We start from the raw sequence: 14,908 nt of genomic DNA, 5'->3' as shown, positions 1-14,908 counted from the left end.
TTTATCCGTAACCTCTATGTTACCCATAAAGGACAATCTTGCCAATGACATGCAACAAAAAAACTCCCGCTGCTACAATGGATTTTTAATCGTCTCCATTATAGGGCGGAAGTTTCTATTTGCGTAAATTAGCTTTTTAATTGATTTAATTGAGCGGCTAAACGGTAGAACGTATCCTCGTCCCCAACGGCTAACGCTTGATCAATCGCTTTGTAAATCCGATCCGAGCGAAATTTGTGAACGGCTTCATCCAATACCATCTCCGCAGCTAATCCTAGCATCGCTTCATAAGCAACTTTCATTTTGTCCATAGGATACACCTCCAAACCGGCGTTAAAGAGATCCTATCGTCTTCGACTATCGTCACGCGGTGATTCAAGTGAAAGAGTATAGGTCAACTCGTCATTCTCAGTCACAATCGAACCGGCTCCTACTTTAAGCATATTCACCATTCTGCGCGCCGATAAGTACGATTGCCCCCATTCCAATTAATATGTCATCGCCTAGTTGGTTTCATAGAAAAACTAATAGAGAAACATCCGATCCTGATCCTCGAGACTAACACCCGCGACCAGCGCCCTTCCCATTTTGGTCATCCGCACAACCGTTCCATGCTCCTGATGCTCTCCGATCCGAAGCATTCCGAGATGCACCATCATTCCAATTAACCGGATATCAAGCACCTTATCCGCCGTATCATAGTAGAACGGTTTAATGAAAGGAATGAGCACGCTGCGCAGAGATTCAACCGTAACCCATTGCTCCGCCAGACTGTTCATCCAGTGCACCAGCGCATGCACATTCGGGATTGGCCCTTTGTACAGCTTCAGCCAGAATTTATACAGCTGTTCCATTTCATTGGCCGGTTTGCCGCGCAGCCGCTCTTCACCGTTTGTTGATAACGTCAGCAGCAGATTGTCATCCACGAAATACTTCATGTAGCTGCAGTAGTCATACAAGAGCGACATTCGGTTCGGGTAATAATGAAAATGCCGGCCGTATCCGAATCGCCATTCGCCTTTGGAAGGCAACTCTTCCGCGATGGCCAGCTTTTCTAAAATTTGTCCGCTGAAGCGTTTGTACATCGAACCATCCGCCGACAGCTGCACCTCGGTGTGATAAATATAATGAAGCAGCTGATAAATATCCTCCTGCACGAGAAGCTGCTCATCCCGGTACATATGCGGCTCATCCGTATAATGCAGCTCTGCCGCAAACTTTCTTCGAAGCGTCTCGCGGAACCTCGTTCTAAGATCTTGCGGTACCTGGAACATATAGCGGTTCGTTCCCGTTACTCCGTTAAACAGCCAGCCTTGATGCTTGAACCTGGAGATCATCTCCCGCGGTCCTGTTTCTTTTGGCGCTTCCGCCTCGGCTTGTTTCTTTTTTGTACGTTTTGTTTTCTTCTGCGGCGGTTCTTCCGCTGGCGGTTCAAGCTCGCCAAACTTGCTTTGCTGAACTCTTGCAATAAGCTCTTCCAGGCTGAAAGAATCTCTTGACTCAAATAACAAGGAGTTCAAGAACCGCATTTCGTCCAGTTTCATACTGCTGATCTGCGCCTCAAATACGTCTTTCCGGCTTACGGTTGAGAGAATCGACTGAATCAAATCATTTTTGGAGTGGCCATTGCACTCACATTGATACACGGTAGCAATCCGGCTCAACTGCTGAATATCTGCGTAGCCCAGCATATCCGACAAATTCATGGTATCTCTCCTTTCCGCAACTGCCCGCCGCCTGCGTCTTCCTCGCGAGCTTATTTGATTCGCTAGCAATAATTAGTACCATTATGGGAAGAAATTTGAATTTTAAAACTAGTTGTGTGAAAAAGCTTCACATTATGCGGAATGGAGCCGCTGCGTCAGCAAATGTTCTTCCGATCGCCGTTGATTCCGGTTTCCCACGATTCGAAGTTGTTAGGCCTTGAAAATTCAAAGGCGGGAACAGCAAAAAGGGCTGCCACGTTAGTGGCAGCCCTTGAGCGGACCTATCATCGATTACATCCCCTCATTTCGGAGCTAATTCCTCCAAATGACGAGTACAATTATACAAAAGCGGAGTCCATTGCTCGTCCTTCAACTGAAGAATGGAATACGACAAATTGCCAAGCTGCTGCTTCTCGAGATCGGTACACAGCATTTCAAACATTTGTGCCAGAAAACCGCCATGGGATACGACAAGCAGTCTTCCATCCGGCTTCTGCTTCTGCCAATCCTCCAGGAAGGCTAGTCCGCGTGCGCGGACTTCCTCATCCTTTTCAAGCCCGCCTGCAGCTTCACGCCAGTTTTCTCCCCAACGCTCTATCCTCTCCGGCATGGTTAGCCCTTCTACTTCACCGAAATTACGCTCCCGTAATCTTGGGTCGCCATCCAGCAGCGGAATATCCAGCTTGTCCGCAATAACAGCGGCAGTCTGACGGGCTCTCTGCAGGTCGCTCGAAATGACGGCATCCCACAATTTCTCGTCTTGACTTAACCTCTCGGCCAGCGCGTTTGCCTGTTTTTTGCCAAGCTCATTTAACGGGATATCCGTCTGGCCTTGAACCTTGCCTAAGGCATTCCAATCCGTATTGCCATGCCGTACCATACCTATAATCAATGATGTTCCCTGCCTTTCTCACACTGAAACAAGCGTAGACGGCTGCACTCCAAGGACGAGCGGCATACGTTTCTTTCTTCTATTTTGAGAAAACCTCTATCGAGGTCGTTTGATGAAGCTCGACCGCGGCTAGAGGTTCGTATTATCGTCGTTGGGATATCCGTTTGTGTAAAGCTTGTGCATTAGTTGCGTGTTCTAGACAGCCAATTCAATATTAATAACGACATAACGATACCGAGCATCGAGAGGGCTACCCAATACTGCGGAAAGGTAGGAACGACCTGAAGCACAAAGGGGTCGCTTACGCTTGCCACCGGCACTTCAAATTCTGCGCTCACGACAAAATCGCTTCCGGAAGCATTGGCCGTATCCATCAGACCGGTAATTTGGGCCATCGTTTCTTCCGATGTCCCCTTGTCATTGCCATTAATGAAAAAGATAAAAGAACAAACAAACACTGCCAGGCAAGCCGACAGTACAATAGCCAAGTTTCTGCGGAAAGCAGGCGAGAAATAGTAACTCTTCTGAGATACGGGCATCAGCCACGATTGTTCGGCATAAATGCGATCCATGACGCTGCGATTTACATGCTCCATCTGTGCGCTGACAACCTCATCCTCTTCCGAAAGCTTGCGAATCATCTCTTCGCTTTCTTCCCATAGGCGGTATTGCTCAGAACAATGCTCACAATCGAGCAAATGGGCCTCCATCGCTTCCCGTTCGGTATCTTCCTCCGATAAAGCTCCGAAGATATCGAACTTGTCTTGTACGTCATCGCATTTCATCGTGTGTTCATCCCTTCGTATTCTTCCATCATCGGCGTCTCGCCAAAGTAAGGCTCTAGCTGCGTTTTTACGCTGGCTCTAGCCCGGAATAACAACGATTTTACGGAACTGACCGTCTGGCCCAAAATATTCGCGATCTCCTGATATTCGAGCTGGTCATACTCTCGCAGTATGAGTGCTGAGCGTTGTTTCTCAGGCAAATTATTAATGGCTTCCCGAACCATCGCCATCCGTTCATTGCGCAGTACATGCTGTTCCGGTACCTGGTCAGGCGGCGCAGCCGGCATGATATTGGAATCATCCAAAGGTACATGAGCCGACTTCTGTTTGCGCAGCTCGCTAAGTACGGTATTGCGTGCAATCGTATACAACCACGTCGAAAAAGAAGCATCCACTTCGCGGAAGGAATGGAGGCTGCGGTAAGCTTTATAAAACGTTTCCGAGCATAGGTCCTCAGCTAGGAGCTCCAGCTTGGCACTCTTCAACATATGATAGATAAATGCTAGTATCTTGCGTTGATAACGGCGCATCAGCTCCGAATAGAGCTCAATGTTGCCGTCCTTAATCTCTCGTATTAATTGGGAATCAGTCATGACAGGCGATCCTCCTCACCTGCGAATTCTTCTTCCCAGTTCGATTATGTATCATTGTACCGAACCGGAAGCGAAAAGTTGCGGTCATTATCATAAAATTTTTCAATAAAATACGATGTATGTAATTCGATTCGAACAGGCCAAATTCCTTCTTCTTTCGACAAAAAGGGTTTTCATCCATATTTTAACAAACGAGACTATCCTTACGTATTGTAACATACCTCTTTCCATTAGTCTCAAAAAATAAATAAACTCTAATTTCCAACTTGCAGGAATTTGTCGGAATTCAGAGATATGCCTGTCCACCTCTAAATAAACAAAAAAAAACCACTCCGAAGAGTGGTCAGCATTCATATTGAACGCTATAGTTTTGGATAGGAGTGGAGAGAAACCATACTGTACTTTTATTATATGTATACGCTTCCACAATGTCAACACTTTTTTGAAAACGCTTAAACTTTTTTTGACAAGCCTACATGTCAGGCTGAACAGCATTGGGAGGTAAATTATAAAAACAAAAAAACCTCTTTCGAGGTTTTATTGACGGACCGTATATCCGGTTTTGCCTAGCAGCTCCATCGCCTGATCCAAATCTTCCTGCGAACGGAAGGATAAGCGAAGCACGCCGGGAACATCTTCCCTGCTCTCAATAATATTGATATTGCTAAGGTTAATCTTGGCGCTGCCAAGCTCGCTTGCAATATTGCCGATAATACCGGGATGATCGGGAACGTCCACGTAACAATCGTATAAAGAATGAATCATGCCTTTGCGACGCTCCGGCAGTTTGCTGCGGAACTCTCCTGCTGCCTGGAAGGCTTCCTCAATCGCATCGCCATTCAAGGACTCCAGCATAACCGCGAACTTCTCAACCTCCGCATTCCAATCCTTCAGAAGCTTAAGCAGCACTTCGCGGTTATTGATCAGAATATCACGCCATACGACGGGGTCACTTGCAGCGATTCTCGTAATATCCCGGAAACCTCCGGCTGCCAGCAGCTCGTATAAGCCGTTCTGTTCATTATAGCCCCGTACCTGATTAACAAGCGCTACGGCAATCATATGCGGAAGGTGGCTGATCGCCCCTACAATCTCGTCATGCGAGTTGGCATCTACACTAACGAGATGCGCTCTAGTGTGCACGAGCAGTTCTTTGAGCTTGTCGAGCGCTTCAGGAGGCGTCGTCTCTTCCGGTGTCAGAACATAGAAAGCATTCTCGAACAGGTTCGTCGAGGCAGCCTCTACGCCTGAGCGCTCCGAACCGGCCATTGGGTGTCCGCCAATGAACGATACGCCATTCTGTTCCAGCCTTCTTCCGCACTGGGCCACGGATGCTTTTGTACTGCCTACGTCCGTAATTATGCAGCCGGGCTTTAATTCCAGCTTGCTGAGCTCCGAAACATATTCTTCGAGCATGCCAACAGGCACGCATAGGAAAATAAAATCGGCTCCTTCAGCAGCTTCGCGCAGGGAAGTCGTTGCATAATCAACAACTCCCCGCTTCATGTATTTCTCGACGGAGGATTGACGGTTCGAATAACCAACTACGGTAAGATCCGGCTTGCCTTTGAAGCACAGCGCCAGCGATCCGCCAATCAATCCTACTCCAAATATCGCGATCTTCGTCATAAGGCTATCCGCGCACCGCCGATTCCTGCAGAACTTGCTCAAGGGCAGCGATAAACTTCTCGTTTTGTTCAGGCGTGCCGACAGACACACGGATATGGGTCGGATAATAAGTCCAGCGCGGTCTAACAATATAGCCTCTGCTAAGCAGGGCTTGGAACATCTCACCGGACGGACGTTTCGTATCCACCATCACAAAGTTGCCGTATGCCGGGAAATAGCTTAATCCAAGCCGGTCGAAATGACTGTACAGGTATTCAATACCCGCTCGGTTCTGCTCGCGGCAGAACGCAACGAAATCATCATCGGCAAGAGATGCTTTTGCGGCAACTTGCGCAAGACGGTTCGTATTAAACGGCTCGCGGATTTGGTTCATGTATTGGATAACATCGGCATGTCCGATGCCGTAGCCGATCCGCAGCGACGCCAGACCGTAAATTTTCGAGAATGTGCGAAGAACGATCAAATTCCGGTATTTCTTCAGCAATTGAATTCCGTCAGGGAAACCAGGCTCGTTCACAAATTCACAGTACGCTTCATCCAGCACGACCAGAACATCATTTGGAACCTGATCAAGGAAAGCCGTAAGCTCGTCTTCCTTGACGATAGTGCCCGTCGGGTTATTCGGATTGCATACCCAAACCAGCTTGGTGCGGTCCGTAATTTTGGCCAGCATGGCCGGAAGATCATGTTTGCCATTCTTCAACGGCACTTCAATAATGCGGGCATTTTCGATTTCCGCGTTATGTTTGTATTGGGAGAACGTTTCGTCGGCCATAACCGTCTCGTCGCCTGGAGCAAGGTACGTTCTCGCAAGCATAAGTATAATATCGCTTGAGCCTGTGCCGAAAATAATCTGGTTAGACTCTACCCCGTACTTCTGCGCAACAGCAGCAGTCAATTCAAAGCTCGCGCCGTCCGGATAGGCTGCAATTTGACCTAATTCATTTATGATAGCTGCTTTCGCCTGCTCGGAATATCCGAACGGGTTCTCGTTGGAAGCAAGCTTGATTACTTCCTCTAATCCAAGCTCTCTCTTAACGTCTTCAACCGGCTTCCCCGGCTGATAAACGGGGAGATGCACGATATTGCTTTTTGGCTGCATCGCCATTCACCTCTTTGTATTATTGGCCGTATTGGCTAACTGCATGTTTTCTATTGTCTCACATCTTATCGAGGTTTTAAAGGGTCGTCTTGCAAAATAGGAACATGAGCACAGAAAAAGGACAGAGCCTGCAAGCTCTGTCCTTTCGCATTAGCCTTTCAAACCAGCAACAAAGCTGCGGATTTGCGCAAGTCCCGCTTCCCGCTGCGCTGCATCGTTTAGAAGCGGCAGTGTTTCTTCGATTTTGCGTACAATCGCGCTGCCGACTATAACACCGTCGCTGGTTTTCTCGAAGCGCTCTACCTGCTCGCGGCTCGAGATCCCAAAGCCAACCGCGATAGGCAGCTCCGTTGCTTCGCGCACGGTAGCAAGGAAATCATCGATGCCGCTATGGAACTCGGCGCGCACGCCGGTTACGCCGAGCGAAGACACACAGTAGACAAAGCCGCGTGCTTTCCGGGAGATCCGGACTACTCGGTCTTTCGAGGTTGGCGCCACAAGCGGAATGAGATGAACGCCCTTCGCTTCCGCCAGCTGGCGGACTTCCTCGTCCTCTTCGATCGGAAGATCCGGAATGATGAGTCCGCTGATCCCTTTTTCCACGACAAGGTTCATGAACGCTTCCAGGCCAAACTGCAGCGCCGGATTGAAATAAGTGAACAAGATAAAGGGCATTTTCACGCCGGCTTCACGGGCTTGCGCCGCAGTCTCGATACAATCCAGAATGGAAATCCGGTTCTGAAGAGCGCGTTCCGAAGCCCGTTGAATAACCGGACCATCCGCAAGCGGATCGGAATAAGGGACGCCAAGCTCAACCATATCGGCGCCTGCTTGTTCAAGCTCTTGAATAATTGCGATGGATGTCGGGATATCAGGATCCCCAATCGTTAGGAAAGGGATAAGCGCCGTCTTTCCTTCTTGTTTCAATTTGGCAAAAGCAGCATCTATCAAATTCACGCCTTAAGCACCTCCCAGGTAACCCATAATCGCTTCCACGTCTTTATCGCCGCGGCCGGACAGGTTGACAACCACAATTTTGTCCTTATCGAGTGTTGGAGCCAGCTTGATTGTTTGCGCAATCGCATGGGCCGATTCCAAAGCCGGAATAATGCCTTCCGTCCGGGACAGAAGCTGAAGCGCGTCAAGCGCCTCCGCATCGGTAATCGGGAAGTAATTCGCGCGGCCAGAATCTTTCAGGTAAGCATGCTCAGGTCCAATCCCCGGATAGTCGAGACCGGCGGAGATCGAGTGCGCAGGCTGTACCTGTCCGTATTTATCCTGCAGCAAGTAGCTCATCGAGCCCTGGAATACGCCGTGGCTGCCCATAGTCATCGTTGCCGCGTGCTCTTCCGTATCAATGCCGCGTCCTGCCGCTTCAACACCTACGAGACGCACGGACTCATCGCCAATAAACGGATAGAAAATGCCGATGGCATTGCTGCCGCCGCCAACCGCCGCAACAACATAATCAGGAAGACGCTCTTCCGCTTCTACAATCTGCTTGCGGGATTCATCCCCGATAATACGCTGGAAGTCGCGGACCATCATCGGATATGGATGCGGTCCGGTAGCCGATCCAAGGATATAGAAAGTATCGTCTACATGGCTCACCCAGTAGCGAAGGGTTTCGTTGCAAGCATCCTTAAGCGTACGCGTGCCCGACAATACCGGTACCACTTCCGCTCCAAGCAGCTGCATGCGGAATACGTTCAGCTGCTGACGCTTCATGTCTTCCTCGCCCATGAACACTTTGCATTCCAGTCCAAGCAGAGCAGCAACCGTTGCAGACGCAACGCCATGCTGGCCGGCTCCCGTTTCGGCAATGACTTTTGTTTTGCCCATGCGTTTGGCAAGCACGGCCTGCCCGATTGTATTATTGATCTTGTGTGCGCCGGTATGGTTCAAATCCTCGCGCTTCAGGTAGATTTTTGCGCCGCCAAGATGCTGGCTTAACCTTTCCGCATAATACAGCGGCGTTGGACGCCCCGAATATTTGTGCAGAAGATCATGAACCTCTTGCTTGAAAGATTCATCCTGCGAGTAATGCTTATAAGCCTCTTCCAGCTCCAGCAAAGCGTTCATCAGCGTCTCCGGTACATACCGGCCGCCAAATTTGCCAAAGCGCCCGTTCTCGTCTGGTACTTGGTTCATCGTTCATTCACCTTTCTAACGAATAGTTTTATCTTCTCGATGTCTTTACGGCCATCCGTTTCCACTCCGCTCGATACATCTATTCCGTCAACCGCGTTGCCTGCCAGAAGCTCCTCCACATTGCCGGGATGCAAGCCTCCCGCAACATACAGCGGTACTTGGATGGCTGCCGCCGCTTCCTGATAAGCCGATATGACTTGCCAATCAAACGTTTGGCCCGTACCGCCACCGGCTGTATCGATCAGGATGGCATCTACCGCTCCATCATAAGCGGATACGCTCTCCCGCGCGCTAAGGCCGTCTTTGCCGATGGAGATTACTTTCCATACTTTTTTGTGAAGGCTGCTCTTTACGAGCCGGCAAAATTCCGGTGTCTCTTGACCATGAAGCTGCACGACGTCAAGAGGCGCCTTGGCCAGAATGGCTTCCAGCCCCTCAAAAGCCGGATTAACAAAGACCCCTACCGTCTGCGGTGCTTCGCCACCAGCAGCCTGAAGCTTCTTCGCCGCAGTAATCAAGGAAGCCGCGGTCTCGCCGTCAACCTGACGTTTACTGGCCGCAAATACAAATCCGATCTCATGAAAAGGAAGTCCGTTCATCGCTTCAATAGTAGCTGTATCCTTTAATCCGCAGATCTTGATTCTTGGCGATGGCGTCATGCCCGCGTCACCGGTCCCATAAGATCAATGACAGCCTGTCCGGCATCCGCCTGACGCATGAAGTGTTCACCGATCAGGACGCCATGGGCTCCCACCGTTTGAAGATAATCTATGTCCTTCCGTCCCGCAATCCCGCTCTCGCTAATGACTGTCACGTCTTTTGGCATGAGATCGATAAGTGCTTCCGTTGTATGAAGATCGGTTACAAAGGATTTCAGGTCGCGGTTGTTAACGCCGATAAGGGTTGCTTTATCAAGCTCAAGAACGCGTTCCAGCTCTTCGCGGTCATGAACCTCAACAAGAACGTCCATGCCTAGCGACTTTGCGGTATCATACAATTCGGAGAGCTCGGATGATGTAAGAATTGCTGCAATTAATAGTACCGCATCCGCGCCAATTAGACGAGCCTCGTATACCTGGCGGTAATCAATAATGAAATCCTTGCGGAGCAGCGGATTGCCGACCGTCTCTTTAATAAGGGTTAAGTAATCGTTCGAGCCCTGGAAATAATCACGGTCGGTCAAGACCGAAATGCAATCTGCTCCTGCACGCTCATAAGCAGCAGCCAGCTCGGCCGGATGAAAATCGGGACGGATAAGTCCTTTGGAAGGAGATGCTTTTTTCACTTCGGCGATTAATCCAATATCCCTCTTGCGGCTGGCCGTCAAGGCGCGCTCGAAGCCGCGGCATTCGGGAAGCGATGCGATTTTGCGTTCATAATCCGATAGCTGGAATCCTGAAGCGAGATGAGCAACCTCTTCCCGCTTCGTTACTACGATTTTATCAAGAAACATGAGTCAACTCTCCTGTCGTCTGAATAAGCTTTTGCAATTGCTGGCTTGCTCTGCCCGAATCAATCATTTCGGCTGCAAGCGCCACGCCTTCACGGAGTGAATCCGCATAACCGCCCACATAGATGCAAGCACCCGCATTAGCAAGCACGATATCCCGATAGGCTCCGCGTTGTTCGCCGCTGAAGACCGAACGGATAAGGGAAGCGTTCGTCTGCGGATCTCCACCGATCACTTCGGAGATCGGGTAACGGGACAACCCGAGATCTTCCGGCGTCAGCTCATACGATACGACTTCGCCATTCCGGAGCTCGGAGATTTGGGTTGGCGCCGAGATGCTGATCTCGTCCAGACCGTCAACGCTGCTGACGACCATTGCCCGCTTCACGCCAAGCTCGTTTAGGACTGCTGCAATCGTGGACGTCTTGGCACGGTCGTACAGACCGATCAATTGGCGGTCGGCGCCAGCGGGATTCGTCAATGGACCAAGCATATTAAAGATGGTACGAACGCCAAGCTCACGGCGCGGCGCAGCCGCATGCCGGAGAGAAGGATGGTACAGCTGCGCAAACATGAAGCAAATGCCGATCTGATTCAGACACTCGGAAGCCTGCTCCGGAGTTAGAGTGATCTGTACGCCGAGTGCTTCCAATACATCCGCACTGCCCGCTTTGCCGGACATCGCCCGGTTCCCGTGCTTTGCCACGCGAATCCCTGCCGCCGAGGCTATAATCGCCGATGCCGTCGAAATATTAAACTTATGGATGCCTGAGCCGCCAGTTCCGCAAGTATCGAGCAGTCCCTCCTGCTTGGTCTGAACATGGCTCGAATGCTGGCGCATCACTTCGGCGAACCCCGTAATCTCGTCCTTCGTCTCGCCCTTCATGCGAAGAGCTGTCGCTACGCCCGCAATTTGCGAAGACGTTGCGTTGCCGCTCATAATAATATCCATAACCGCCCGGGCTTCTTCGCGAGTCAGATCGGTGCTGCTCATCAGTTTGTTTAAAGCTCCCTGTATCGTTACCTGTTCTGTTACCAAACTCATTTTACAACACCTCTCCGCTTGTTACATAGTAGTCCGTATTAACCGCTTGCCCGTTCGAACCCTTGCGTTGTCCAAAAATCGCTTCCGCGGCGCGAATGGCCTTAAGGCTTGCCTTCGCTTTATTGACAGTCTCCATATATTCGCTCTCCGGCACGGAATCCCATACGATTCCCGCGCCGCTTTGCACGTAGGCTTTGCCGTTCTTGAATACGATTGTGCGAATCGTAATGCAGGTATCGAGCGAGCCGCCAAAGCCCAGATAGCCGATGGCACCCGCGTATGCGCCGCGCGCTTCGTTCTCGAGCTCCGCGATAATTTCCATCGCCCGAAGCTTAGGAGCGCCGGACACCGTACCGGCTGGCAGGCAAGACAGGAAGGCATCAAAGAAATCTTTGTCCTCGCGAAGCTTGCCGGATACGTTCGATACGATGTGCATGACATGCGAGTAACGTTCAATCTCCATGTAGGAATCGCAGCGGACCGTTCCGAATTCCGATACGCGACCAATATCATTTCGACCGAGGTCAACCAGCATGAGATGCTCTGCCCTTTCCTTCTCATCGGCAAGCAGCTCCACTTCAAGCGCCTTATCTTCCTCCGGCATCTTGCCGCGCGGTCTTGTTCCCGCAATCGGCCGAGTCTCCACTTTTCGGTTGCCGTCGACCTTTACAAGCGCTTCCGGCGACGTTCCCACGATGACCTCATCCCCCATTTTCAAATAATACATATAAGGAGACGGATTCATTGTGCGAAGTACACGGTAAACATGCAGCGGATCAACCTCGGTCTCGATGCTGAAGCGCTGGGACAAGACAACCTGGAAAATATCTCCGGAGCGGATGTACTCTTTCGCCTGCTCCACATTCGAAATAAATTGTTCCTTCGTCAGGTTCGATTGCACATCGCCAAGCTCCGGATCAGTCGGAATCGACGAGCCCGATGTTACCGGAACGGTAATCGGCTGCTGCAAACGCTCGATCGTTGCTTCAATCTTGGCAACCGCACGATTATAAGCCTTTTCAATATCCAGATTAGTCGGCGCATGAGGGATATGAACATTCCCGATGATTTGAAGCTGCTGCTTAAAGTGATCGAAGACGATAACTTGGTCGCAGAACATAAATTGCAGATCATTCATTTGCAGGTCATCAATGCGATGCGACGGCAGGTTCTCGTAGTATTGAAGCAGATCGTAACCGAAGTAGCCAATCGCTCCGCCTGTGAACGGCGGCAGCTCCGGAAGCGATGGACTGCGGTAGCCGCGAAGCTGTGCTTTCAGCAGTTCAATCGGCTTCTCGTCAAAGATTTGTTTTTCTCCGTTATGCTCGAGCACCATCTTGCCGTTCTTGCCGTAAAGCATCATGAACGGATCCGTTCCGATAAAAGAATATCGCGCCCATTTCACTCCGCCCTCCACACTCTCAAGCAGGAAAGCATGCTGTTCTTTCGCAAAATGCTGGAACAGCCGGATAGGCGTTTCTGTATCTGCAAGCATATATCGTACAATCGGAATGATGTTGTAGTTGTCGGCCAGCTTCGTCACTTGCTGCAATTCATTTGTCATTGTATTGCCTCCTCTTAAATTCTAAAATCAAAAAAGCCCCTGCTGGGAGCAGGGGCGTTGAATTTAAAGATGATGACAAATGAGCTTGCAAACAAATAAGGAATAGACTTAAGGCGCATAATAGCATCATGCCATTTCCTGCGCTTAGCTGGGATAACAAGCCTCTATTCTCTACTGTTCTGAACTCATCTCTACTCTGCTCATCTCTACTCAACTAAAAGCCTGCTACCCAAAATGAAACGACAGCACCGTCCTCTGACGGCGATTCAAGTTTCACTCCGGAAAAAATTCCAAGTCCCATACAAACCCTTAGAATCTCAACTAAACTAACTCTAAAACCTGTCTGTTGTCTTGTGTCTCTTCTCTTGCCTAAACTATTGTTAGTACTCAATATACTACCGATCGCAGCTTACGTCAATTAGGATTTTGACAAATCCGGACGCAGCACGCGCGCGCCGCCGAGATAGACATGATTAATTTCAGCTTGCGTTTTGTCTGTATTCAAATGAATCATAAACCGGATGCAGCGCTCCAGGCTGCCCTTAACCGGCACTTCAAGCGCGCACATTAACGGAACAAGATCCCATCCGCCCATTTGACGGATCGCAATAGCCGGGAAGGTTGCGTCCAGATCTTGCGTAACGGTAATAAATACGCTTGCGATATCATCCGGTACGATGGCATTTTGCTTCACGACTTCATTCAACAGCTCAAGGGTTGCCTGTAAAATAGGCTCTTTCTCGTTAACCTCAACGGTAATTGCCCCGCGAATTCCTCTTACGCTCATCTTATTGCGCCTCCAGTTTCAATTGCTCGACGATCTCGCGCACCCAAGCGGACTGAACATCCTTCTTGATCTCCACCTTGCCAATCTCCGTTGGCACAACGAATACCATCGTGCTTTCGCTGAATTTCTTATCGTGCATCATCGCGTCCATAATAGCATCCACGTCAAAATGCTCCGGAAGCTTAACCGGCAATCCTACTTTGGACAGGACGCGTTTTGTCGTTGTATAAACCTCTTCGGGCGCGCCGTAACGCAAGCCAAGTCTTGCTGAGCCAATCATGCCGATGGAGATGGCTTCGCCGTGAAGCAGCTCGCCATAACCGGCAACCGCTTCTAGGGCATGCCCAATCGTATGGCCAAGGTTCAGGATCGCGCGAAGATCGTTCTCGCGTTCATCCTTGGATACGACGGCAGCCTTCACGCTGCAGCCTTTATACAGGGCGTATCCAAGGGCATCCGGCTCAAGGGCTAGCAGACGGTCCGCATTCTCTTCGCACCAGGCCGTAAATTCCGCATCCCAGATCAGACCGTGCTTCACGACCTCCGACAGGCCGGCGCTAACGTCTCTTGGAGGCAGCGACTGCAGCGTATTCAGATCATACAGCACCATCTCGGGCTGATGGAAAGCGCCAATTATATTCTTCGCAAGCGGATGATTAACCGCAACCTTGCCGCCAACACTGGAGTCATGCGCCAATATTGTCGTAGGGATCTGCACAAACTTCACGCCGCGCATATAAGATGCCGCTACGAATCCGGCAAGATCTCCGACTACGCCGCCGCCTAACGCAACAATCGTTGATTTTCGGTCCAGACCTGCTTCAAGCGCCTTCGTAACGAGACTCTCCAGCATCGACAACGACTTGGAGCTTTCGCCCGCAGGAACTACCGTACTCGCAACTGTAAAACCCGCCTCGCGAAGGTTATTCTCAAGCGATCCCAAATAATTAGGGGCTACATGTTCATCCGTAATGATTAGCAGCGGCGATTTCAAGCTGATCTGATGCTTCTTGAAATAAGCGGCCGCCTCCTGCAAAAGTCCTTCACCGATATAAATGGGATAAGAGCGTTCACCAAGCTCAACTTTCAGTTCGCGCATGATTGTACCATCCTAACTGTTCATATTCCGGGCATTTTACTTATGTGTAAACATCTTTGCTCATTATAGTACAGGCTGTAGGCTTTGACAAGAAACGCAAGACAG

Annotated in this window: 15 protein-coding genes; all 15 read right to left on the bottom strand. The window is 50.2% G+C overall.

Going from position 1 to position 14,908, the window contains the following annotated elements; all coding sequences use genetic code 11:
• Positions 1-128: 128 nt before the first annotated feature.
• Entirely contained in the window at positions 129-311 is a 183-nt protein-coding gene (locus tag M3194_RS08865) for an IDEAL domain-containing protein (protein ID WP_015844028.1), read from the bottom strand.
• A 213-nt stretch (positions 312-524) separates the two neighbouring features.
• Positions 525-1,706 carry a hypothetical protein gene (locus tag M3194_RS08860; RefSeq protein ID WP_251653050.1) on the bottom strand — a complete coding sequence of 394 codons (1,182 nt, stop codon included), beginning with the start codon at positions 1,704-1,706 and terminating at the stop codon, positions 525-527.
• Between the two features lie 301 nt (positions 1,707-2,007).
• Complete coding sequence (locus tag M3194_RS08855; RefSeq protein ID WP_251653049.1) at positions 2,008-2,598, bottom strand: histidine phosphatase family protein; 591 nt, start codon at positions 2,596-2,598, stop codon at positions 2,008-2,010.
• Positions 2,599-2,780: 182 nt separating this feature from the next.
• Positions 2,781-3,383: an anti-sigma factor gene (locus M3194_RS08850; RefSeq protein WP_251653048.1), complete on the bottom strand. Its 603-nt coding sequence runs from the start codon at positions 3,381-3,383 to the stop codon at positions 2,781-2,783.
• Positions 3,380-3,976, bottom strand: a complete 597-nt coding sequence (locus tag M3194_RS08845; protein ID WP_251653047.1) for an RNA polymerase sigma factor — start codon at positions 3,974-3,976, stop codon at positions 3,380-3,382. Before M3194_RS08845 ends, M3194_RS08850 begins: the two co-directional genes overlap by 4 nt.
• A gap of 537 nt (positions 3,977-4,513) precedes the next feature.
• A complete protein-coding gene (locus M3194_RS08840; RefSeq protein WP_251653046.1) occupies positions 4,514-5,605 on the bottom strand; it encodes a prephenate dehydrogenase in 1,092 nt (363 codons plus the stop codon).
• A 4-nt stretch (positions 5,606-5,609) separates the two neighbouring features.
• The gene (gene hisC, locus M3194_RS08835) at positions 5,610-6,707 is read right to left on the bottom strand and encodes a histidinol-phosphate transaminase (protein WP_251653045.1); all 1,098 of its coding nucleotides are present in this window, start codon (positions 6,705-6,707) and stop codon (positions 5,610-5,612) included.
• A 150-nt stretch (positions 6,708-6,857) separates the two neighbouring features.
• Positions 6,858-7,664, bottom strand: coding sequence for a tryptophan synthase subunit alpha (trpA, locus tag M3194_RS08830; protein ID WP_251653044.1), 807 nt, complete (start codon positions 7,662-7,664; stop codon positions 6,858-6,860).
• A 3-nt stretch (positions 7,665-7,667) separates the two neighbouring features.
• Positions 7,668-8,858: a tryptophan synthase subunit beta gene (gene trpB / locus M3194_RS08825; protein ID WP_251653043.1), complete on the bottom strand. Its 1,191-nt coding sequence runs from the start codon at positions 8,856-8,858 to the stop codon at positions 7,668-7,670.
• Entirely contained in the window at positions 8,855-9,517 is a 663-nt protein-coding gene (locus M3194_RS08820) for a phosphoribosylanthranilate isomerase (RefSeq protein ID WP_251653042.1), read from the bottom strand. Before M3194_RS08820 ends, trpB begins: the two co-directional genes overlap by 4 nt.
• Positions 9,514-10,311, bottom strand: coding sequence for an indole-3-glycerol phosphate synthase TrpC (gene trpC / locus M3194_RS08815; RefSeq protein WP_251653041.1), 798 nt, complete (start codon positions 10,309-10,311; stop codon positions 9,514-9,516). Before trpC ends, M3194_RS08820 begins: the two co-directional genes overlap by 4 nt.
• Positions 10,301-11,353 (bottom strand): anthranilate phosphoribosyltransferase, encoded by a 1,053-nt coding sequence (trpD, locus tag M3194_RS08810; protein ID WP_251653040.1) that lies wholly within the window; start codon positions 11,351-11,353, stop codon positions 10,301-10,303. The genes trpC and trpD overlap by 11 nt, the downstream gene beginning before the upstream one ends.
• Before the next feature lies 1 nt (position 11,354).
• Positions 11,355-12,917, bottom strand: a complete 1,563-nt coding sequence (trpE, locus tag M3194_RS08805) for an anthranilate synthase component I (protein WP_251653039.1) — start codon at positions 12,915-12,917, stop codon at positions 11,355-11,357.
• A 418-nt stretch (positions 12,918-13,335) separates the two neighbouring features.
• The gene (gene aroH / locus M3194_RS08800) at positions 13,336-13,704 is read right to left on the bottom strand and encodes a chorismate mutase (RefSeq protein WP_251653038.1); all 369 of its coding nucleotides are present in this window, start codon (positions 13,702-13,704) and stop codon (positions 13,336-13,338) included.
• Between the two features lies 1 nt (position 13,705).
• Positions 13,706-14,803, bottom strand: coding sequence for a 3-dehydroquinate synthase (gene aroB / locus M3194_RS08795; RefSeq protein WP_251653037.1), 1,098 nt, complete (start codon positions 14,801-14,803; stop codon positions 13,706-13,708).
• Positions 14,804-14,908 lie beyond the last annotated feature (105 nt).

Origin of the sequence: Paenibacillus glycanilyticus (assembly GCF_023715145.1) — a bacterium.
Lineage (GTDB): Bacteria > Bacillota > Bacilli > Paenibacillales > Paenibacillaceae > Pristimantibacillus > Pristimantibacillus glycanilyticus_A.
Note: the sequence above shows the minus strand (reverse complement) of the source record. Positions and strands in the feature narration are given on the sequence as shown.